General features: G+C 56.0%; 21 protein-coding genes. 4 read left to right on the top strand and 17 right to left on the bottom strand.

The genetic code is table 11. From position 1 onward, the window contains the following. Positions 1-194: 194 nt before the first annotated feature. From CCALI_RS10280 to CCALI_RS10195, 17 genes are all read right to left on the bottom strand, one after another. The gene (locus CCALI_RS10280) at positions 195-1,490 is read right to left on the bottom strand and encodes a hypothetical protein (RefSeq protein WP_016483421.1); all 1,296 of its coding nucleotides are present in this window, start codon (positions 1,488-1,490) and stop codon (positions 195-197) included. Between the two features lie 2 nt (positions 1,491-1,492). After that, positions 1,493-2,956, bottom strand: a complete 1,464-nt coding sequence (locus CCALI_RS10275; RefSeq protein ID WP_044949117.1) for a tetratricopeptide repeat protein — start codon at positions 2,954-2,956, stop codon at positions 1,493-1,495. Positions 2,957-3,089: 133 nt separating this feature from the next. After that, complete coding sequence (locus CCALI_RS10270) at positions 3,090-3,632, bottom strand: D-lyxose/D-mannose family sugar isomerase (RefSeq protein WP_016483419.1); 543 nt, start codon at positions 3,630-3,632, stop codon at positions 3,090-3,092. Positions 3,633-3,800: 168 nt separating this feature from the next. Beyond that, positions 3,801-5,189, bottom strand: a complete 1,389-nt coding sequence (locus tag CCALI_RS10265; protein WP_016483418.1) for an aldehyde dehydrogenase family protein — start codon at positions 5,187-5,189, stop codon at positions 3,801-3,803. A 284-nt stretch (positions 5,190-5,473) separates the two neighbouring features. After that, positions 5,474-6,094, bottom strand: a complete 621-nt coding sequence (gene fliW / locus CCALI_RS10255) for a flagellar assembly protein FliW (protein WP_075060780.1) — start codon at positions 6,092-6,094, stop codon at positions 5,474-5,476. A gap of 42 nt (positions 6,095-6,136) precedes the next feature. Continuing rightward, positions 6,137-7,030: a flagellar hook-associated protein FlgL gene (flgL, locus tag CCALI_RS10250; protein WP_016483416.1), complete on the bottom strand. Its 894-nt coding sequence runs from the start codon at positions 7,028-7,030 to the stop codon at positions 6,137-6,139. A 92-nt stretch (positions 7,031-7,122) separates the two neighbouring features. Beyond that, a complete protein-coding gene (gene flgK, locus CCALI_RS10245) occupies positions 7,123-8,589 on the bottom strand; it encodes a flagellar hook-associated protein FlgK (RefSeq protein WP_016483415.1) in 1,467 nt (488 codons plus the stop codon). A 90-nt stretch (positions 8,590-8,679) separates the two neighbouring features. After that, positions 8,680-9,186 carry a flagellar protein FlgN gene (locus CCALI_RS10240; protein ID WP_016483414.1) on the bottom strand — a complete coding sequence of 169 codons (507 nt, stop codon included), beginning with the start codon at positions 9,184-9,186 and terminating at the stop codon, positions 8,680-8,682. Positions 9,187-9,192: 6 nt separating this feature from the next. Next, positions 9,193-9,522 (bottom strand): rod-binding protein, encoded by a 330-nt coding sequence (locus CCALI_RS10235; protein WP_016483413.1) that lies wholly within the window; start codon positions 9,520-9,522, stop codon positions 9,193-9,195. Between the two features lie 11 nt (positions 9,523-9,533). Further along, positions 9,534-10,751: a flagellar basal body P-ring protein FlgI gene (locus tag CCALI_RS10230; protein ID WP_016483412.1), complete on the bottom strand. Its 1,218-nt coding sequence runs from the start codon at positions 10,749-10,751 to the stop codon at positions 9,534-9,536. Positions 10,752-10,790: 39 nt separating this feature from the next. Continuing rightward, positions 10,791-11,429, bottom strand: coding sequence for a flagellar basal body L-ring protein FlgH (locus CCALI_RS10225; RefSeq protein ID WP_016483411.1), 639 nt, complete (start codon positions 11,427-11,429; stop codon positions 10,791-10,793). Between the two features lie 17 nt (positions 11,430-11,446). Next, positions 11,447-12,439, bottom strand: a complete 993-nt coding sequence (flgA, locus tag CCALI_RS15315) for a flagellar basal body P-ring formation chaperone FlgA (protein ID WP_016483410.1) — start codon at positions 12,437-12,439, stop codon at positions 11,447-11,449. Positions 12,440-12,443: 4 nt separating this feature from the next. Continuing rightward, positions 12,444-13,235 (bottom strand): flagellar basal-body rod protein FlgG, encoded by a 792-nt coding sequence (flgG, locus tag CCALI_RS10215; RefSeq protein ID WP_016483409.1) that lies wholly within the window; start codon positions 13,233-13,235, stop codon positions 12,444-12,446. A gap of 202 nt (positions 13,236-13,437) precedes the next feature. Beyond that, a complete protein-coding gene (locus CCALI_RS10210) occupies positions 13,438-14,193 on the bottom strand; it encodes a flagellar hook-basal body protein (protein ID WP_016483408.1) in 756 nt (251 codons plus the stop codon). A 237-nt stretch (positions 14,194-14,430) separates the two neighbouring features. Next, a complete protein-coding gene (locus tag CCALI_RS10205) occupies positions 14,431-15,582 on the bottom strand; it encodes a glycosyltransferase family 4 protein (RefSeq protein ID WP_016483407.1) in 1,152 nt (383 codons plus the stop codon). A gap of 6 nt (positions 15,583-15,588) precedes the next feature. Further along, on the bottom strand, positions 15,589-16,743 hold the full coding sequence (locus tag CCALI_RS10200; RefSeq protein WP_016483406.1) for a glycosyltransferase: 1,155 nt from the start codon (positions 16,741-16,743) through the stop codon (positions 15,589-15,591). 1 nt (position 16,744) lies between these two features. Next, positions 16,745-17,701: a carbohydrate kinase family protein gene (locus CCALI_RS10195; RefSeq protein ID WP_016483405.1), complete on the bottom strand. Its 957-nt coding sequence runs from the start codon at positions 17,699-17,701 to the stop codon at positions 16,745-16,747. Positions 17,702-17,841: 140 nt separating this feature from the next. Here CCALI_RS10195 and CCALI_RS10190 point away from each other — a divergent pair, with 140 nt between their 5' ends. The 4 genes from CCALI_RS10190 to CCALI_RS10175 all read left to right on the top strand — a co-directional run bounded on the left by CCALI_RS10190 (position 17,842) and on the right by CCALI_RS10175 (position 22,245). Then, positions 17,842-18,678: a sugar phosphate isomerase/epimerase family protein gene (locus CCALI_RS10190; protein ID WP_016483404.1), complete on the top strand. Its 837-nt coding sequence runs from the start codon at positions 17,842-17,844 to the stop codon at positions 18,676-18,678. A 62-nt stretch (positions 18,679-18,740) separates the two neighbouring features. After that, positions 18,741-19,961, top strand: coding sequence for an MFS transporter (locus tag CCALI_RS10185; protein WP_016483403.1), 1,221 nt, complete (start codon positions 18,741-18,743; stop codon positions 19,959-19,961). A 203-nt stretch (positions 19,962-20,164) separates the two neighbouring features. Next, a complete protein-coding gene (locus CCALI_RS10180; RefSeq protein WP_016483402.1) occupies positions 20,165-20,881 on the top strand; it encodes a metal-dependent transcriptional regulator in 717 nt (238 codons plus the stop codon). A 2-nt stretch (positions 20,882-20,883) separates the two neighbouring features. Next, a complete protein-coding gene (locus tag CCALI_RS10175) occupies positions 20,884-22,245 on the top strand; it encodes an Nramp family divalent metal transporter (RefSeq protein WP_016483401.1) in 1,362 nt (453 codons plus the stop codon). Positions 22,246-22,300 lie beyond the last annotated feature (55 nt).

The raw sequence follows: 22,300 nt of genomic DNA, 5'->3' as shown, positions 1-22,300 counted from the left end.
TACAGGCATGGTACGAAAGAGAAATCGCAAGACACAGGAATCCTCTCTCTGTTGGCATATCCTCCGGCTTGGCAGGGCTAGCGGATAGGATCGCGGCCGGCTCTATTGCTAGCCGAGCCGCTGTAAACGGCCATACTTCTTGGAGGCAGTTTCGTCTGTCGTGCCAGAGCAGAGCCGCCCTTAGGCGTAGTCGTTTACGGAGTCTGAAAGCGCAACGCATCGCTAATCGTGAGACTAGGTGCGAGGGTAAAAAGCCGAAAGTTTACCACGAGCGAGGCCTTTGCAAGAACGAGTGGATCGTCGCCGTTGGCCTTCCATTCGGGGGCGATAATGGAGACATCGGCGGCGCTGCCCTGATGGCACTCCCATTGCAAGTTGGCCAACGGTGCCACAGAAGCGACAATGCCGCTGGTTACGAAGCCGTAATGATAGGCCGCGATAAGAGGCGTCTGTCCAAGGGGACTAGGGTCGTCTTGGGTAAGAACCAAAGGCGTGCCGTTGGCCGGTGGAGGTGAAAACGTGTTTGGGATAAACAGCCGAGGCAGCTGCAACGCGTGCACCCGCAGATTGGCGCGCGCAACTAGTCGGAGGGCACAGGCCACTGCGGTTGTGTTCGGCTGAACCGTAAAGCTCATCTCCGCACGCCAAAGCCTCCCCACAGAACCTATAAGGGTAAGCGTAGCGCTCGTCTTGGTGCTCTGCACACGGGTGTCCTCCCAATAAAACGCATGCCACCACGGCTTTATGGCATCCTCTGCGGAGCAGACCCGAAAGAGTGGCCATACAATGCCCGCCATCTGCCACACCGAACCGTTACGCGTAGTGAGCAACAGAAGTGGACGCCCGTCCTGTGTGCGTACGAGGCGTAGCCCCACTCGGTTTGCGCCTATCCAAGCCCCTCGTTGATCCACGCCCGCCGCCGGTGCCTTTTGTGTTGGCAACGGGGCACCGAAGTGAGGCGGCGCTTGTAGAGAAGGTGGGGCTGTTGAGGCGATCTGGAGCACGGCGGGCACGCATCCCGCCGGTGTTTGCGCCGATTGGAGGATAGCCGCCGCCAACATAGGCCCCTCCCCTGTAGGAGCAAGACGCCACCGATAGACCACAAACTGGTGCGGTGCCAATGCCGGCAGAAGAGGGGTGATGTCGCCGGAGGTATAGTCCAGTCCAGATAGGGCAAGACAACGCAACTGCAGGCTGTTAGCTGGAACGGGGCTATCTCCCCTATTACAGACCACACACATCAGCACCACATCGCCCGAATTGGAGGGATTAAGCAAGTCCTCTCCAAAATAGAACAGCTCCACATCGGGCTGCGTCGTCGAAGCAGAAGCTGTTTGCGGCGTAACCGGCCCACGGCAGGATGCCGTCAGCCCTAGCGATATTACCCAGAGGATAAGACATGCGGTGATAACCGGTTTACTAAAGAGTCGAGACCATGCCGTGTGTCCGAGGCATAGTACACCCTTTCCGCATTCCCATTGGGGTAGCACGACTACTTTTCTCCTGAAAGACGCTTGAGGTTCGCCCTGGCTGGTCGGTTTTTAGGGTCAATCTCCACGGCCTTGCGATAGGCGGCCAGCGCCTGATCTTTTTTGCCTAAACGCTCGTAGACCACGCCCAAATTGTTATAAGCATCGGCAAATTTCGGGTTCAGTTGAATCGCATGCTGGAACGCTTCCAGTGCCGCCTGCAATTTGTCCTCCTTCTCCTCCACTAGTCCAAGGCCGTTATATCCGTCGGCATTGTCAGGCGACTCTTGGATGGCCGTCTGGTACTCCTTTTCCGCTTTCTGTAGGCTTTGCGGATCGCCCTTTTTTAGATAATAGAACCCGACAGCACGATGCAATGGAGCCAATTGGGGTCCATCGCCTTGCTTGAGAGCGCTTTGCAAGGCTTCAAAAGCTCCTACCTCGTCTCCCGCCTGTTGTAGGGCAGCTCCAAGATTATTCCAGGCCGCTAGATCGTGTGGATCGAGTTCCGTAAGGCGTTGATAGGCATGCGCTGCGGCCGAATAGTTCCCAATTTTATATTCAACAAACCCAATGAGCCGCAGCGTCTGTGGATCATCCGGATGTAGGCTTAAGGCATGCTGCAGCACGGGCGCCGCTTGTGCATAGCGGCCAAGATGCGCCAAGGTTATGCCGAAATGAAAATAGGTACGAAACGATTCGGGCTTCAGGGCAAGTGCTTTCTGGAACTGAGGAACCGCCAACGAGTATTCGCCCATCTCGTCTAGAGCCTCGGCATAGGTTTCCCGCAAAGCATAGTTGTTGGGTTCCTGCGCCACGGCGTCGGCCAAGGCAATGCGCGCTTGCCTCCATAGGGCACCAGCACGGTCAAGATTGTGAGCTGCCTGCGCCTTACGTGCCATCTTCTGCAACGCCAAGCCGAGATTGAGGGCATAAGTCGCATTATGGGGGTCGCGCTGGTGCGCCCGTGTGTAGGCCTGTACGGCCGCAGAGAGATTTCCTGCTGCCTCTAAAGCGACACCATAGTTGTTTTGAACTTCAGGATCGTTCGGGCTTAGGCTAGCCGCACGGCGGTAAGCATCCACTGCCTTGGCATACTCTTTGGTCTCAAAGTAGACGCTACCTAGATCGTAGTAGGCGCTCACAGATTTCGGATCGAGAGCAATCGCCCGCTGAAATTCGCCGATGGCATCCGTATAGCGCTTCAGACCGTCGTAGGCGTTTCCAAGGTTGATATGCGTTTCGGGCTGGTTAGGCTGAAGTTGCACCGCCCTCTTGAGAGGCTCTAAGGCACCAGCATAGTCACGCCGGCGGAGTGCAATGAGCCCTAAATAGGTGACAACGCTCACGTTATTGGGATCAGAGGCGTTCAAACGACGAAAAATGGCTTCCGCATCGTCCAGTTTACCAGAATTGAAGAGCGTAACCGCCCGCTGAAAGCTCTCTTCTAGAGACGCCGAAGTGCCGGTATGAGGGACCGAGGGCATCGTCCGTGATGGGCTTACCTGGCAGAACGCGCCTATAGGCGCTATCATGAAGCCTAACAACCAACATCCTAAGAACCATTGCTGTGGTAAAAAAATGGCTCTCTCTCCTCTCATCGAAGATGTTCACCCTCGCTTAGACCACTCGCGTTATCCGCTCGATCTGTGGGTCGGTAAAAATATCGAACTCATCCCGGCTCGTCGTTGAGAACTCGCTGACGACGGCTCCCTCTTCACCGGCTTGAAACCAGTGCAAAGTATTGGGGGGAATGGTGTACTGTTCGCCAGGACGCAGCACGATCTCATGCCATACGGTGTAGTGAGGCTCTCGGCCCTTTGGCGGCATGGCATGAGGTTGGGGAGTCGGTTCCCCAGGGACGTAGAGATAGACCTCCCCCCACCGACAACGGAACGTCTCCTCTTTTCCTGGGTCACTCCCTATCGGCGGATGGCGATGTTCCGGACATGTTTGCCGTGGGAACAGCACAAGCTCCTTTGCACAGCAACGCGAGGTGTTAACATAAGTGATCAGCTCTAAACCGGTATGTTCGAGGTCACCCAACCCGAAATCGGCCACCTCAATGCGCTCCTGTTCCTCCGGGGTGAGAACGATGCCGGCACGAGAAAGGTACTCCAGAGCTCGTTGTCGTGCCTCCATAAGCTGCTGTTTTGTGATCATCCTCAGCTCTCCTTCGCTCTAGAGCCATTCCAACAGTTCCTACCCTGTTCGCATGGCAACGCAAAGTGACGATTTCAACATCACTGCGCTTTAGAATCTTACCCCACAAGCAGGGTGTTATAGCAGGCGCCGCCTCCGTTCCTAACCCACTGCCTACGCAAGACGCTCTTAGATAAGCCTTTGGATACAGACCACCTTCGTCTCCGTCATCTCCTCCATGGCGAAACGCACCCCTTCACGCCCTAATCCGCTCTGCTTACGACCACCATAGGGCATGAGATCGGAACGGAAAGTAGGCACCTCATTGATCATCACTGAGCCGGCCACGATCGCGTTTGCAGCACTTAGAGCTTCCTCAATATCTCGTGTATAGATGCCAGCATTCAGGCCATAAGGAGTGGCATTGGCCATGGCAATGGCCTCGTCCAACGTGTCGAACTCGATGAGGAGCGTGAGCGGGGCAAAGGCCTCGTTGATGGCAATCGGCATGTCTTGTCGAACATCAGTCAGGAGGGTCGGCTCGAAAGCGGCAGGGCCAATGCGTTTCCCTCCGATGGCTGCTTTGGCCCCGGCCTGCACAGCCTCTTGAACGGCTTTCTCCACGCGATCACAAGCCTCTTTAGAGATGAGCACGCCCACATCGGTAGCCTCATCCAGCGGATCACCTAACCGAAGCTGACGGATGCGAGCGATTAGCTTTTCGAGAAGCACCTCGCGGACAGTGCGGTGCACCAAAATGCGTTGAACTGAGATGCACAGTTGACCGGCCACCGCATAGCCGCCTCGTACAATGGCCTCTGCAGCCCGCTCGATATCAGCGCTCTGGGTTACGATGATTGGGCTGTTGCCGCCTAGCTCTAGGGCTACACGCTTATAGCCGGCTCTTGCGGGCAGTCCTATCCCAACTTCACGACTGCCGGTGAAGGAGAGAAAACCGACATCAGGATGGGTTACCAAAGCATCGCCAGCCTCTTCACCATAGCCGGTCACTACCTCCAAAGCCCCCTCAGGAAGCCCCGCCTCCCGGAGAGCTTGGGCAAGACGCAGCGCGTTGAGGGGGGTCTGTTCTGCCGGCTTTAACACCACGCAGTTCCCAGAAGCCAAGGCCGGTGCGATCTTATGTGCGGCTAAGGCAAGAGGCACGTTCCAAGGCGTAATGGCACCTACAATGCCAACCGGCTCACGAAGGTAGAAACCGATATGGTTCTCTCCGTTCGGGAAAGCGTCAAAAGGTAAAGTCTCTCCATGCAGACGCCGGGCCTCCTCCGCCGCATATTCAAAGATAGCCGCCGCTCTTGCAACTTCGGCCCGCGTCTCGCGAATGGTTTTTCCCGACTCTTGTGTGATGAGCTGGGCGAAGGCCTCGGCGCGTTCCTGGAGCAACTGCGACGTTTTCTTGAGAATGGCAGCGCGCCGATGCAACGGCATGTTGCGCATCGCCTGCATAGCCTCCTTCGCACGACGCACCGCTGCGTCTACCTCGGCAGCACCTCCACGCGGTACCTTTCCCACGCACGTCCCCGTATAGGGATTGATCACCTCAATGGCTTCCGACATGACCATGGCTCCTTCGCAACCTTGTTAACGTAGAGAGGCTTCTCCGCTTCTAGGGAAGCTAGGTTCTCCCTTTTCGGTACGTCGGGAAGAAGAGGTTTGTTCTTCGTTTTGGGAATATAGGAGCAAAAAAAGAAGATGGGGCTAGCGAAGAGAGCCTTCATTGGGTTCTGCTCTCTTCGCTAGCCCCGAGGATGCCTCTATCTAGTCCTTATCCCTTTCGAGCATGCTGTCGCCACCAACCCCGTCGAGGGTCAGGGCGCACTCGCACGAAAGCACAAACGCTTTTAAGCGATGCGCTGGCGCCTTTTACGCGATTTGGTGGGGCTGGGCACCGCGCTAGAAGGTCTGTTGGTTCCGGTGAGATTTTGCAGAATCTCCTCCATAATATAATGCTTTGTGCTATACCGCTCATCCTGCACGATCACCTGCTTGCCCACGCGCGTTAATGGATTGATCACCAGCGGGCCAAGCAGATTGGCCGTCATCTCGCGGGGACGTCCTGGTGGCACCGTCACCACGGCGAAAACCAACGCCGGTATCTCCGGTGTAAGCCCTAAGAAGCGTGCATCTTGATCCGAGATGGTGGGCGTATAGTCCGGTCGAAAGATTCCCGGTTGGATAATAGGAAAAGCAAGGGCAGGTTCATCCAGCGACTGTAGCCATCGCAACGCACCTTGATCGTCCGTAGAGACCACCGTGTATCGCGTGAACATCTCGAAGCCGATAAGCCCCTCGGGAAAGGTGAGCACCAGATCGGATGCAACCTCCAACGTGCCGAAGCGGGTCGTCTCGACACATAAGGTAGCAGAGGCTATGCTTGTTGCACATGTCTCCTGAGCGACCTCTTTTCCTTCCATCGAAACGCCGTATATGGCGGCATTGTTAACCTGTTTATCAAGTACCATAACCATCTTTTTCGCTTTCATTGTAGAATTAGGTTCTCAGGCCTATCTGAGAAAATCCAGCAGGCTATACTGATAGGTGTGGGCCGTGGCCATTAATGCCGCCTGATAGGCCGTTTGGGCGGTCTGCAGGTCTACCATTCCTTGCGCCATGTCCGTGTCCTGCACTTGAGAGAGCAGGCTGGTATTGCCGATAGAAACCTGTTCGTTCCGCAGTTTTTCCCCGTTCAGCATGTCTATTTTGGCACCGACACCTGCGCGCACGCTCAACAGATTGCCCAATTGCGTATCTATGTTGGCCACATCCACATTGGAGATGGTGGAGAGCTGCCCGTTTGCGATGTCGTCCTGCAGCGACTTCAAAGTGCTTAGAATCGGCATAAATACCTGGTCACCGGTAACGTTGATCGTCACCGACTCGCCCACATTGACATCGAGACTTATGTTCCCATCCCCGGTGGCTGCCGAACCACCGGAATACACAAATCCCGATGGCGTTTGCGCGAGAGGCGCCGTTTTCGTGCGCTGACCAGCAAAAATGTAGCGTCCCTCGTAGCTGCTATTGCCCAAACTGATGACCTGCGTGATGATCTGGCCTATTTGATTGGCCAAGTTTGCCCGTGCCGAATCGTCTAGGCTGCTGTTAGCCGCTTGCAAAGCGATGGTGCGCGCTTGCTGCAGCAGATTGTTGGTGCTGCTTAGCGCTGAGTCGGTGGTGGAGAGGAAGTTCACGGCGAGGTCAATGATGTTATTATATTGATTAATTTGCGAGTTAAGCTGTTGCAGCTTCAGCACCTCACCTGTGCCCACCGGGTCGTCGGAAGGCTGATTGATCCGCTTGCCGGTGCTTACCTGTTTTTCCGCCACGCCAAAGCGCGAGTAGGCGTCTTCTACGCCGAGAATGGTATCTTGTACGATCTGTTGTGTGCTAATTCGCATGGTCCTGACTCCTTTCAGAGGGGCGAATCGCCCGAACGGTTCCACAGAAAACGGCCTCCATGCCGTCTGTCCCTAGAGATTATCGGAAAAAATTAGGCGGCCACCGGAGTGCTGTTGGCACCAAGCCCGTTGATGATGGTATCTAGGAAGGCATCGGCCATATTGATCACCCGTGCCGCCGCCTGGTAGGTTCGCTGGTACTGCAGCATGTTGGTTAGCTCCTCATCCAGGTTCACACCCGAAACCGACTGTTGTTGACTTTGCAACTGCGAGACGATCTGCTGTTGGTTATTGGCTTGCGATTGCGCCGTCTGCGTGTCCGAGCCAATCGTGGATATCAGCGCATTATAGTAATCGTTTAACGAGGCGCCGCCGATAACGGCCGTGTTAGCCAGGTTGGCAATTTGGCTTGCCACATCCCCGTTTCCTGGTGCGAGTGGATTGGGTGGCGTGGGAACCGAGGCCGCTGCGATCTTTTGAGGGTCGGCGATAATAGCCGAATTCACCGAGATAGAGGCGGCCGCACCGGTACCTGGAGGGGGAGGCGGTGAAGAGAAGAAGAGGGTGCCGGTAGAGCCATCTAACCCCATGCCCGTTTGATGGATGCTATTCACCGCGTTGATGAGGTTATAGGCAAGGGTATCGAGCTGGCTCTGATAGCCCTGAACCATCGCCGATGCCTTCAAAAGGCCGTAAATCTCACCCCCTAAAAGTGGGATGGCGTTTCCTTGTGAGTCCACAAGCCCCAATGTGTTGGCACTGCCGACCGAGGTTGAGGTATAAGAAAGCGGCTCCGCGGTATCGCCTTGAACAAGAGTAAACCCTCCCACATGCACATCTATCTCCCCGTTAGGTTGCCCGGTTTGAGGGTTGACCTCGTCCACAATCTGAAGGTTCACCAAGCCGCTAAGCTGAGAAAGCAACGCGCTACGCTTGTCAATCAGATCGTTTGGATGTTGCCCCGCAGCGATGCTCACCCCGATCTGATGGTTCAGAGTGGCGATCTGCGTTGTGATGCTATTGAGCTGCTGTACATCCATCTGAATGCGCGAATTGAGGTTAGGTAGCAGTTGGCTCAGCGAATTGCTCACGTTATGGAATGCATTGGTAAGGGTTACCGCTTGGTTGACAACGGTGGCGCGAATGCCGGGGTCCTCTGGATTAGCGGCGAGATTGCTAAAGGCGTTAAAGAAGTTTGTTAGCTGCTGTCCTATGCCGCTCGAGCTAGGCTCGGAGAAGGCCGTTTGTGCCTGACCAAGCACCTGCTGAAGCGTGTTATAGGCGCTTTGATCGGAGTTGGCCGCCAAAATTTGACGATCAAGAAACTGATCTCGCACCTCGTTGATGGCTGTGATCGTGGTACCTGTCCCCAGTTGCCCTGGCGAGAAACTGTCGAGTCCAGGCAAGGTAAACGGATCGGTCTCATCGAAGGTTACCGTTTCCCGTGCATAGCCAGGAGTGTTGATGTTCGACACGTTGTTCGAAACGACATCGAGGGCGATCTGGCTGGAGGCCAGCGCCGAATAACCGATCTCTAATCCGAAAAAGCTAGATGGCATGGTTTCTTCTCCTTGAAGGATGTAGGCCAACCGTGTTTTTGGCCCTAACGCTTCCGTGCGTCCATAAGTTTGAGAACACATGCAAAGCCTTTAGGCCTTGCTGTCTATGTAAAAACTGGGTGTCACCACTTCATTAAGATTCGTTCCATAGCGGGCTGGCTGAAGTGCAGCCGCAGTGAGCAGGCGTAAACTAAAGACGATGTAGTTGAGGCCGTTACGAAGCAGTAGGCGGTTGCGCTCATGCACGGCCGTTATCTCGTCATGCACGCGAAACAGTTCCCCTCGCAGTGCGAGCAGCGCCTCCTGGTCGGATTTTGTCAAATGCGGTAAGAGCTGCTGCAGCGGCGGAACCCCTTTTAGCCCAAACGCCTTGCCCAACTTGCACGCGATCTCCACACGGGTGCGCTCGAGCGCCTCTTGTTCGCTTAGACAGGTCTGCTGTCGCTCATTCAACTGCTGCAGCAGGGCGATATCGTTTTTCACAAGTGCGGCATTCTGCTCTTTGGCAAGTTCGAGCAGTTGCTGCGACAGCACAAGTTGGCGTTGCAGCACCTTACGCAGGCTTGTTGCCAAGTGTCCAGGGGATGTTGTCGGCATTGGTGGCTACTTCTTCCTTTCCGCGTTGGTGCTCACCCCACGAAGATGGGGTGCAAGCTCGTTATAGAGCGTCTTTGCTAGGCCTAAACCACCGTTCTTGGCGAGCACTTCGGCAAGGCGATGCTCCATCATATCTTGGTAGTAGCCCATCTCATAGCTGTTGTCAGAAAGCGAATCGCCGCCCACCATCTCTTTCAAAGTCGGGCGCAGCAGTGTGGTGAGAAAGAGCGCCTCGAACTCCTGCGTCGCTTTCTTCAGTCGCGCCTGTTGTTGCTGTAGAGGGGTAGCTCCCTGCGTCGTCGAAACAGCCGATGTTGGCGAGGACACTGTATCCATAATGGCACTCCTTACTGAATATCTATCTCGGCCTGGATCATGCCGGCCGCACGCATGCCTTGGAGAATGGCGATGAGGTCGCGCGGAGTCACTCCTAGCGCATTGAGGGCATGCACGAGCTGGTCTACCGTTGTTGTTTGCGGAATAACGGCGAGCTGCCCACCATGCTCGGTGGCTTGGGTGCTCTTCAACGGCACCACGGTAGCTGGCGGTGGGTTGACCGAAAAGGGAGGGGGCGGCACCACCACAGGCGTATTGCTCACCTCTACATTGATATCGCCGTGCGCCACAGCCCCGGTGCCAAGCCGCACATTGCCACCTATCACCACCGTACCGGTGCGCTCATCCACCACGATTCGCGCCACCACATCCGGCGTGAGGGTCACCTCTTCCACTTTGGAGATGAAGCCCACGAGGTTCTGCCGCCATTGGTTCGGTACCACCACCTCCACGGTGGCACCATCCTCCGCTAATGTGCTTACATTGAGCTGCTGGCGAATGGCGTTGGCCATACGGCTTGCCGTCGTAAAGTCTGGCGATTGCAGGGTGAACTCCAATGTGGTGCCATCTTGGCTTAGCGACATCGGCACGGCCTGCTCTACATAGGCTCCTCCGGGTATGCGCCCCACGTTGACATCGTTCTTCTGCACTTTGGAGCCGCCCGCCTCATAGTTAAAGCCCCCGATGGAAATAGGGCCTTGCGCTACCGCGTAGATTTGGCCGTTGGCGGCACGCAGGGGCGTCTGTAGAAGCGTGCCCCCCTGTAGCGATTTGGCGTCGCCCATCGAGGAGACCACCACATCAATGCGGCTACCCGGCTTCACGAAAGGAGGCAAGTCGGCTGTCACCATAACGGCCGCCACATTTTTGACCATTACGGTCGAGGCAGGCACATCGATTCCAAAGCGTCGCAGCATATTTACCAGCGAGGCTTGCGTAAACTGGGTGGTCTGTCCGTCGCCGGTGCCTTCCAGCCCCACGACAAGACCGTAGCCGATGAGCTGGTTTCCTCGTACCCCCTGTAGGTTCGCGATATCTTTCACCCGTGTCAGCCCGTTGATAGGAACGAAACCGGCGTTGGCCGTTGCCTCTGCGGGGGCGGACGTAGGCGCTGAGGGCTTCAAGGTATTTTGAGCGGGAGCGTTGGAGGGCGGTGCATCGGCCCAGGCGGCGGTACAAAGCCCAAATGCCATTACCCCAGCAACCCATAGAACGATAAGTCGTGCCATCTCTTTTTGCCTCATTACTCCATTCGTGCTTCTTCGTGCCTAAAAGAGGAAGCGAAAGATGCGTGTAAGAATGCCTTCATGCTGGGTATCCCCCACGATCCCTTTACCATCGTAGGCAACCTTTACATCGGCTACTAGGCTTGAAGGCACCGTATTGTCAGGCCCAATGTCCTCTGGACGTACGATGCCTGTAAAGGTGATCTTCTGAGTCTCTTTGTTGATTTTCATCACGCGGGAGCCCTCCACAAGCAGTGTCCCGTTCGGGAGCACCTTCTTTACGCGCACCGACAGCGTCGTTACAAACGTGCCGGAGCGCGATGTGGTGCCATCGCCTGTGGCGTTACGCGAGTTCGAGGCCGAGAGAGCCAAGCTACGGAAAAAGTTGTGGATAAGCCCTGTCCCACCAAAAGCATCTACCGAATCGGTTTGTGAGGCCTTGGTGCTCGCCGTGGTTTGGGCCGTTGTGCTCTCCGCTACCGTGATGGTGAGGACATCGCCAACGTTGTGGGCACGAAGGTCGCTGAAAAGAGAGGCGGCGGAGGCACTGCTGCTTCCTTTAAGCTCCTCGTTGGCTTCTTTTACTGGGAAGAGCGACTGCGCCTTTACTCGAGGGGCTGCTAGCGACAGTCCCAACACGAAAATAGCAAAAGCCAAAAAGCACCGAAAGCTTCGTCGCATCTTTGTAGCTCCTTTCATCAGTTGTTCATCACCTCCGCGGTATGCGCATCTAGCACAACCGCATCAATGATCTTATGAGTTGAGGTGATGTAGACGTGGATGGTATCGCCTATTCGTGCCGACTGTTGTGCGGTGCCATAGGCGGTAATGCGCGCCTGCCCCACAACGTATAGCACGGTGATGATATTTCCAGCCTGCACTACCGGCGGCACCTCCAGAGCGGATGCTGGGATGGGCGCGCCGGCCAAAATGCGGCGTGTGGCCCGCTTTCCTATCGCCTCCTTGGCGTCGGTGATGGGGTCGTTAAAACCAGGAGGGAGGTCTACGGTCACCAGCGAAACATCGTCGGGTTGCAGGATATCCCGCGGTTCAAGCGTTCGATTCGCCACCAGGGCCTGCAACCTTCGATGAACATGAAACGTCACGGTGGTGGCCTGCACGAGTTTGTCGTCCACATAAAGGTTAACGGGCACGAAGAGCGTTCCGAGGCCAGGGTCGCCGCCTACCTGGCCGGCGACTATCTGAAGCTGCCCTGTTGGCAGCACCATATTCCCTTCCACAGGATCGGGCACGATCACGGCCCCTGCAATGCCCTGAACAGCCTTTTGCGCGGCGGCTAAAGCGACCTGCACGATCTGGTTGGCCGCCACATTGTTGGCGGCACGTCGCACCAAAATCATGGTTGGCGCTTTGATGTGGATGGAAGGACTGGCCAACTGCGCTTCACGCAGATGAACTAATATATCGCCCGCCATGATCGAGCGCGACAGTCCAGGAAGCGGTGCTACTCCAACGACAACGGCAGCGATGGCCTGCTGTAACGTAGGGCTTCCGCCTTGAATGGTGGCGATGTCACCCACGTGAATAAGGCTGCCGCTCACAACACTTTCTGCTTTGGCAACGATGGTGACTCCCGTGGGCGCGGACTTGTCAGGCTTTTTGGCAGCATATCCCGTGCTATGAAATCCGCACACGAGCCAAAGGCCCAGAAAGAACGTGCATCGCTTCATACCACTAGCCCTGCTTGATAGAGTTTGCAATGCCGAGCATGCTGTCGGCGGATTGAATGACCTTCGAGTTTGTCTCGTAAGCCCGTTGCAGAATGATCATCCGCACCATCTCGGAGACGATATCCACGTTGGACGATTCGATGACCCCTTGTTGCAGTGTGCCCGCCCCCTGTGTTCCCGGTGTGCTGTCTACCGCTGGGCCAGAGGCCGGCGTGGGCATGAAGAGGTTGCCGCCCATCGCACGGAGGCCGGCCGGGTTCACAAATGTAGTGAGCTGAAGCTGCCCCACAACGGTGGGCTGCTGCTGGCCGGCGCGTCGTACACTTACCTGCCCATCGGGGCTAACAGAGAAGGAGACCGCATCGGGCGGTATCACGATCTCCGGCTGTAACGCATAGCCATCTGGTGTAACCAATTTGCCCGTTCCGTCCACTGAGAAGTTGCCCGCTCGGGTGTAGGCGGTTGTTCCATCTGGCATAAGAATTTTGAAGTATCCGTTTCCCTGGATGGCCAGGTCGTATTGCCGGCCTGTCTGCTGGAACGTGCCTTGTGTATTTACCGTCGTGGTGGTTCCAGAAGAGACACCAAGCCCTATCTGCTGACCAGTGGGCAGCATGGAGTTCGGGCCGGTCTGCGTTCCTGGCTCCTGGGGGGTTTGGTAGATAAGGTCCTCGAAGTCCACTCGGCTGGCCTTAAAGCCTACCGTGCTGACGTTGGCAAGGTTGTTGGCGATGACGTCGAGACTAAGCTGTTGTGCCGCAAGCCCTGTTGCGGCGGTAAAAAGCGCGCGATCCATGGTTGATGCCGTTCCTCCAAATGTAAAGTTGTTAGGGGCTAGATGCCCTTAAAAAGCGTTGAGTAGAGCGCTGTCAATCGGACGAGCGCGAACGGCCTCCTTCGACACGCGCTATGCCGAAGGTCCGGCCGTAGATAGATGCAAGCGGGATGCTTGCGCTCCCAGGCACGCTTGCACGCCTAAGAAAACCTTAAGAAGTAACCTAAGAAACACTGCCCACATTATTGGTGGTCTGCTTTAACAGCTCATCTTGGGTGAGAATGGCCTTCTGAGCCATCTCGTAGTTGCGCTGTACAACAATGAGGTCCACCAAACCCGTTACCACGTTGACGTTGGATTGCTCCAGGGTTCCTGGCAGCACCTGTGGGTTATTTACTTGAACAGGCGCCGGGCCGCCGACAAGGGCGAAAAGCGAATCGCCCTGCTTTTGTAGAAAGTTGGGGTCAATGCGCACAATGCGTAAGCGCGCCACCGGCTTGTTGTTCACCGTAACATTGCCCATGCGGTCAATCGCTACGTTCGGCCCGCGTCCCACGTTGATCGGCTGTCCCCGATCGTCGAGCACAGGAAAGCCGGCCGCCGTATAGAGATTGCCTTGGCCATCTAAGCGGAAGTTGCCAGCTCGCGTGTAGCGTTCTCCGGCTGGAGTGCTCACCGCAAAGAAAAGCCCCTGACCCAGGCTCGCATCCAAGGGATTGCCTGTCTGCTCGATAGGGCCAACGCTCCAGTCCGTATAGATCCGGTCGGGCATCACTCCCGTTCCAAGCTCTCCGATGGGCACCCCTTGGGAGCTATTTCCGTTCAGACGCTCAAGCTCCAAAGCCGTGAGCGAACGAAAAGTGGGCACGTCCTGCTTATAACCCACCGTCGTCGCATTGGCAACGTTTTGCGCGATTACGTCTTGAATGGTCTGTTGAGCGACCATGGCGGAAGCGGCGGCATAAAGCCCACGTTCCATAACGTTACTCCTTGAAACGCTCAGAGTTCATCTTGAATAGTGAGGTGCAGAGAGGCTTTTTCGAGAAACTCTCTCGAAAGCCACTAGGCTGCATCCTTCATAAGGGGATTATTGGTACTTGTGTCCCAATTTTGCAGAACTTTCCCAGCTACATTCTCCCTGCCCAATAGGCATAGTGACTGAAGTACAGAGGTGGGAGGATTTTGGAGCAGGCAGAGGAAGGGTCGTCTCTGCTAACTAGGCTAAGGAAGATGCGGTGGCGAGTATCTGCCGATAGAGCACCAAGGTGCGACGCGCACTCTCTTCCCAGGAGAAACAACGTGCGCGAATCGGCCCTTTTTCTCTCAGCCTATCTCGCAGGTCTGCATCCTGTAGCACTGCAAGCAGAGCATCCGCCCATGCCCATGGATTTTTAGGAGAGATAAGGAGCGCTGCCTCATCCACCACCTCGGGCATGGGAGGCGCGTGCGCCACGAGAGTCGGTGCCCCGCACGCCATGGCCTCGAGTGGCGGGATGCCAAAGCCTTCATAAAGCGATGGATAGGCGAAAACGGTGCAGGCCGTATAGAGGAAAGGCAAGTCCTCATCCGGCACATAACCCGTAAACACAAGGGAATCGGCAGCGCTGGCGCCGCCATATTGAGCCACTCGTGCGCGAATCGTCTCCTCTTGAACTCCCCATCCTTGCTTACCCACCAGCACGAGGGCAAGGGGCTTGCCGTATCTCGCATGGGCGATTCCAAAGGCGGCCGCAAGCGTCTCGATATTCTTTCTTGGCTGTAAAACCCCCACGGCAAGCACGAAGGGGGTGGAGACCCCGTACTTTTCTTGCACCAAACGCTGCGCCTCTGTAACGGCAATAGGCTGAAAAAAGAGGGGGGAGATGGCATTGGGAATAGCCACCACCCGATCGGGAGGGCATTGGTATAGACGCAAGATGTCCTGACGTGATGTCTCAGATACCGTAATCACTTTCGTTGCGCGCCTTATAGCGAGCGCTACCCCGATGTTGAGCAGGAGGCGATGCTTCCATGGAAACCATTCTGGGTGGAGACGGAAAGAGATATCGTGCACCGTGGTAATCACCGGGCAGGAACAGCCAAAAGGCACGCTATACTGCACATGGAGCAGGGCACAACGGTCATTTCGGGCGCAGGCCGGCAGTGTGAACAGGCTCCAAAATCGCTCGTTACGGGAAGGGATCACGCGCAAAACAAGGTTTGATGCAGGAGGGAGCACACCTGCAGGAAACGGACGATGGCTGTAAACATAAAACTGAAGGTCAGGAGCTAGCGGCGCGATGGCCGAGAGCAGGCCACGCCAATAGGAGCGGTCGCCCGTAAAGGGGCCGGTGAGGGTTCGGCCATCTATGCCAACACGGTTGTTCACTTTAGCTCATCTCCGCAGCAGGTCCCGGTAGAGCGTCACCAAATTGCGGGCCATCTGCAAATAGGGGTGAGCTTTTGCATACCGCAACGCCGCCTCTTGTAGCATCCGCAGGCCATGCGGGTCGCCAAGCAGTCCCTCCACGGCTCGCGCCAACGCCGTGGGGTTGCCTACGGTAACGAGATGGAGGCAGGCAGGATCGGTGGAGGCGGCGATCTCGATATGTGGCGGAATGTTAGAGGCCACAATGGCGCGTCCATAGGCAAGCAGATTGGCCAAGGAGCCGGAGCCTGACGTTTGTAAGTAGGGTGCCAGGGCGATGTCGGTGGCCGCCATAACAGTGGGAATAGAGGTCTCAGGCAGATAGTCGGTAACTACAAGGCGGTCTCTTAAATTCCACGCTTCAGCGCGCCGATAAATCTGGTCTACATAGTCGGTGCGGTCGTCCGGGTGCCTGCCTCCAGCAAGGAGAAGCACCACATTGGGAGGCAACTGACGCAGCGCCTCCAGAGCCACGAAATGCCCCTTTTTCTTAGAGATAAAGCCAAAAATGGTGAGCACCTGCTTTCCCTGCAGATTCAAGACGCGTTTAGCCTGCGCTGCATCGGGCATGGGTGCGGCCGGAGGAACGGGATGCGGCATGCGTATTACCTTATCCGGATCGCACCCGATATTCTGTAGCGCCACGCGATCGGCCTCCGTGTGAACCACGAGGCGTTGAAGGTTTGGTGCGAGAAAGGAGACTCGGTTCACTTTAGTCAGTGCAAGCCTTCTCAACAAGGAGGAATCTTGGGGCAATGCAAGCTCATGTACCGTCATGACAACGGGAGGGCGAACCGCCTGGAGGAAGTCAAGAAAGCGATTCTTTAAAGGAGAGACGCCGCCAAAAAAGAAATACTGATGCTGTATATGGGCGATATGGATGCCCTGCCGGCTCATCTGCTGCCCAAGGGATTGGTAAAGCCGCCTGCGTGCACCTCGCCGCCAAACCGCCTGCCACGTGGAGAGCTTAGCGGCATCGCTGGGCGGCTCCACGATAACCACATCCTCCACGTCGGGAAGCGCTTTTAAAGCCTCTACAAGATGGCGACTGTAATCGCTAATGCCGCACTGCGCCTTCCAGGGCGTGAACATAGCGATGCGAAGTGACGATTCGGCAGGCATCTCAGCGCTCGAAGTTTGGGCCGCCGTGCTGGCGGATCAGCTCTAAGGTCTCTTCCCACCCACGCACTCCGCTCGTCGCTCCGAGAGACATTACGCAAGAAGCCCCCACCGCGTTGCCAAGCCAGGCGCAGCGCTCCAAATCCAGCTGTTTTACCACGCCGGCTAAAAAGCCGGCCACCCATGCATCTCCCGCTCCTAGTGCGTCCACAGCAGGCACCTTAAAGGCAGGAAGCTGCACCTCTTCGCCCTCAGCAGATCGTATGTAGCAGCCCCTTTCCCCCAACTTCAAGCCCACAATATGTACCCCATGATCGAGAAAAAACTTGGCGACATCTCGTGGGTCGTCGCGATCTCCCGCCATTTTACGCGCCTCTTCCCAACTCGGCACAAAGTAGTCTACATAAGGCAGATACGATTGTATCAGGGAGAACCAACGGTTCTTGGCGTCCCAAGCCGTATCGAGGCTCGTGCGCACTCCCGCTTCGCGCGAACGTTTCAGAAGATCTACCATTGGATGACCATCTAACCCCGGCAGCAAAAACGCATAGGCGATATGCAGGATACGGCTTTGCTGTATCTTTTGAAAATCAATATCCTCCAAAGTAAGCGCGGCGTTAGCTCCCAAATAGTGCAGAAAACTTCTCTCTCCGTCGCTATGCACCAAAACCATGGTTGAAGAGGTGGCCTCCTGTGCGTCACGCGCGATCCCCGACACATCAAGCCCCTGTGCGGCAAGATGATGGGTTAAAAAATCGCCAAAACCGTCCTTTCCTACTTTTCCCACGGCAGCCGTCGAAATGCCTAAGCGCGCAAGCGCGGTACCGGTATTGGAGACCCCGCCTCCAGCGTGCAGCTCGATCCGCTCCACCAAAGCCAACTTCCCTCTGTCAGGGAAGCGATCGATGGGCTTCCCAACCACATCGGCAACTAACACCCCTACACAGGTCACATCAATCATTCCGGCCCTCCTTCTACGAACTGCAAAGTTAATTCTTGCTCAAACGTCTATCCTCCTGCAAGGGCGCCAGTGAAAAGCAAGGTAGGAATTGAGCGCTGCTTTGCCGAAATGCCGATCAAACAAGGGAAGGAGATACGTTCATGCCTCTTATCGGCATCAATGCTTGGTCGTTGCCCTCCGGCCTGCCGCTCCATCGGGCGTTTGAAATGGCCAAAGCGGCCGGGTTCGATTGCGTGGAGGTAAACTTGGCTGAAGAGGGCGAGGTCTCTTTACAGTTAGACGAGCGAAGCGCCCGCCGCATCGCCGAAGATGCGGCGCGATGTGGGATAAAACTCCTTAGCCTTTCGACGGGCCTCGGTTGGAAGTACCCCATCGCCGCACCAGACCCAACCCTCCGTGAGAAGGGCTTCGAGGTGGTACGGTGTCAGCTTCAAGTGGCACACTGGCTTGGTGCCGACACCGCCCTTGTGGTGCCAGGCGTGGTGACTCCCGATTCCCCCTACGATGTCGTCTACCGGCTCACCTTAGAGGGGTTAAAGCGCCTTGCCCCCGAAGCCGAGCGTTTTGGCGTGCATATTGGAGTGGAAAACGTGTGGAATCGCTTTCTGCTGTCACCTCTCGAATTTGCTCAGTTGCTCGACACCATAGCCCACCCCTATGTGGGAGCCTACTTCGATGTAGGCAATGTGCTTGCCTTCGGCTATCCGGATCAGTGGATCCGCATTTTGAACAAACGCATTCGCAAGGTGCATGTAAAGGATTTCCGAACCACTATAGGCAATATCAATGGTTTTTGCAACCCAGCCCAAGGCGATGTGCCTTGGGAGCGGGTAGGCATAGCCCTTCAAGAGATCGGCTACGACGGCCCCATCACTGCAGAGGTAGAAGGCTATCGTACCTTGCAGACGCTGGGGCTAAAACACATCGCGGAAACGCTCCGCCTGCTCTTCACTCCCGCAAAGGGAGCTGAAGTCTAGACCGCATAGTGCCCCAAAAAGCGCCATACGCCATATAGGAGAGACTACCGAAGGAGTTCGTGATGTCTATCGAAACGGAAACACAAGCTGAAACAACCCCGCAGCGCCTTAGCAACACAGTGATCGCACTCGGATTTGTAAGCCTCTTCATGGATATATCCACCGAGATGGCCTATACGCAGATCCCTCGATTTCTTACCCTTGTGTTGGGCGTACCAGCCTCTATCGTGGGACTTATCGAGGGGCTTGCGGAAAGTGTCGCCAGCCTTTTTCGTCTTGTTTCCGGCTACCTCTCCGATCGTTCTGGGCGGCGCAAGCCGCTCACCGTCTTCGGCTATGGCAGCAGCGCTTTGGCCAAGCCCCTCATGGCGTCGGTTACCCTGTGGCCTGTCGCGCTTTTACTCCGACTTATAGACAGGTTAGGCAAGGGGATTCGCACCGCACCTCGCGATGCCCTCATCACGGAAGCTACCCCAATGGCGCTACGAGGGCGGGCTTTCGGCCTGCATCGTGCCATGGATACCATTGGTGCGGTGATAGGGCCGCTTTTAGGCATTCTTATTTTGAACGCGATAAGAGGCAACCTATCGCACCAGTTACGTACCATCTTCCTTTTGGCCGGCATTCCTGGCCTCCTTGCCGTTCTTACCCTCCTGCTGTTCGTTCATGAAAAGCCCTCCTCTACCTATCAAAAACCGGCAACGGCCCTTTCCCTACCCAAATGGTCGGAGCTAAGCCCGCTCTATCGGCGATTCCTTGTTATCGTCTTTCTCTTCAACCTTGGCAATTTCAGCGACGCTTTTCTCCTGCTGCGTGCTCAAGATATCGGCTACTCGGCTACAGGAGTTATGGCACTTTACGCGCTTTTCAACGTGGTGGAGGTGCTCTTGGACTACAATATCGGCATTCTCGGCGATCGCATTGGGCGCAGACCCCTTGTTATAGCCGGCTACCTTGTTTTCGCGGTGGTCTACTTGGGCATCGGGTTAGCTCCATCCAAGGCCATCCTTGCCGTCTTTTTTGTGGTGTACGGCCTCTACTACGCCCTTACTCAGGGAGTCCAACGCGCCTTTACCGCCGATTTTTCCGACCCAGACAAGTTGGCCACTCAGATAGGAGCCTATCACATGGTGGTAGGGATCGCGCTTTTGCCTGCCAGCCTTATTGCAGGAGCGCTCTATCAATATCGTGCCTTTCTCCCCTTTGTCTTAGGGGCCTCCTTGGCCTGCCTTAGCGCCCTGCTCCTTGCCAACCTGCCCTCTCCAAATACAAACGGAGGGTAGATTGTAGAACCTATCCTCTAAAGCCAATCATTCTACCTCTGCCACCTGCAGAGGTGAGGCAGAACAACCGCTTAGTTTTCCGCTCTCTAAAGTCATCAAATGCGTTAAAAACAGGATGGACTAGCCATCAAAATGGAACTTTCCATTTTGGAATATGGTATATTAACCATGGTTTAATTAGAAGTGAACCCGAGGTGACAACAATGGAAACACAAAGTCATCTTCCCGGACAGTCGGTAGAGGACTATCTCAAGGCCATCTACAACATGGAATTTGAGGGTCTCTCTGCCAACACGGCCGATTTGGCCTCAAGACTGAACGTGAGCGCGCCCGCCGTCAGCAAGATGCTGCGTCGCCTAACGGAGTTGCAGCTCGTGGAGCACACGCCCTACCATGCCATTCAGCTGACGGAGCGAGGGCGCAAGGTGGCTCTGGAAATTATTCGGCATCATCGTCTTCTCGAACGCTACTTGGTAGATGCCCTTGGCTACAGCTGGGAAGAGGTTCATGCCGAGGCCGAGCGGCTGGAGCACCATATCAGTGAGGATTTCGAATCGCGCATAGATGACCTGCTGGGTCATCCAACAACCTGCCCGCATGGGGCTCCTATTCCCTCACGCAATCTCATGGTAACGCCCTCTACCGGTCGTCCTCTCAGTGAGATGGCGATTCCTGGACGCTATATCGTAGACCAAGTGGTGGATGAGGACCCCGTGCTATTGCGTTATCTCAAAGAGCGCGACCTTGTTCCGGGTTCCGTGGTGGCGCTTTTAGAACGAGAGCCGTTTGGAGGGGACTTCACGGCAAAGGTGGGGCAGCACACGGTGCGAATCGCTCCTAAAGCAGCCGCTCAGGTTTTTGTACTACCTTTTGCTGAACCAACAAAACAACATCGTCAGGACAAGAAAGAGGAGGAGTGAAAGTGGATACCGTTCGCCAAGAATCATCGGAGAGAATAGGACTTAACGGGTGGCAATCCCTCCCGAGCCTTCCCTCCCTGCCGGAGGTCTTTCGTTCCATACCTGTCCCTAAGAGTGCCACCTTCTGGCGTCGTCTGCTGGCCTTTGTGGGGCCGGGCTATCTTGTGGCGGTGGGTTATATGGACCCAGGCAACTGGGCCACCGACATTGGTGGTGGAGCAGCCTATGCCTATCGACTGCTGAGCGTGGTGCTTATCTCCAGTCTTATGGCCGTATTCCTTCAAGCGCTCTCGGCCAAACTCGGCATCGCCACGGGGCGCGATCTGGCGCAGGCCTGTCGTGACATCTATAAAAAACCGGTCGCCATTTTTTTGTGGATCTCTGCCGAAATCGCCATTGTGGCCTGCGATATCGCCGAGGTCATAGGCGCTGCCATTGCGCTCAACCTCTTGTTTCACATTCCCCTGGCCGCCGGCGTGATTCTAACCGGTCTGGATGTGCTTCTGCTGCTAGCCCTTCAGCATAAGGGCTTTCGCTGGATAGAAGGTCTCGTCATTACGCTCATCGCCACCATTATGGCGGTCTTTTGCATCGAACTGTTCTATGCGCACCCCTCTTTCCATGCGATGCTAGCTGGCTTTGTGCCGGGCAGCGATATCGTACGAAACGCCGGCATGCTCTATATCGCGCTCGGCATACTGGGCGCCACCGTTATGCCGCACAACCTCTATCTTCACTCCTCGATAGTGCAAACCCGCGATTTCGGCGAGAGCTGGGAGGATAAGAAAGAGGCCGTGCGCATGGCACAAACCGATTCGTTTGTTGCGCTTATGCTGGCCCTCTTCGTTAACGCCGCTATCCTCATTCTCGCGGCAGCCACCTTCTATCGCACCGGCCATCATGATATCACGGGCATCCAAGACGCTTACCGCATGCTCACCCCGCTGCTCGGGGTTTCTCTGGCCACCCCTCTCTTTGCGATTGGGCTCCTCGCTTCAGGCCAGAACTCCACGCTCACAGGAACGTTGGCCGGCCAGATCATTCTCGAGGGCTTCCTCCACATCCGTATTGCCCCTTGGCTGCGACGCCTTATCTCCCGTGGTCTGGCCATCGTGCCCGCCGCCACGGCCGTTATCCTCTATGGAGCACACGGTATAGACCAGCTCATGCTCTTCAGTCAGGTTGTGCTCTCCATGCAGCTACCCTTGGCCGTTATTCCCTTGATTCAGATAACAGGCGACCGCCGGCGCATGGGGCCACTTGTCAACAGCCGCCTTGTGCAGATCACTGGCGTGCTTTTGGCCGTGCTCATCGTCGTGCTTAACGCCTGGCTCATCATCACCTCCCTCCACGGCGGCCACTAGAGCGAAAGCGGCTCGTTTCAAGAGCGCGTCTTGTTGAGGTAACATCTAAAAGCAA

It is taken from the genome of Chthonomonas calidirosea T49 (assembly GCF_000427095.1).
In the GTDB taxonomy this organism is placed as follows: domain Bacteria; phylum Armatimonadota; class Chthonomonadetes; order Chthonomonadales; family Chthonomonadaceae; genus Chthonomonas; species Chthonomonas calidirosea.
This window is presented reverse-complemented; position numbering and strand designations above follow the sequence as displayed.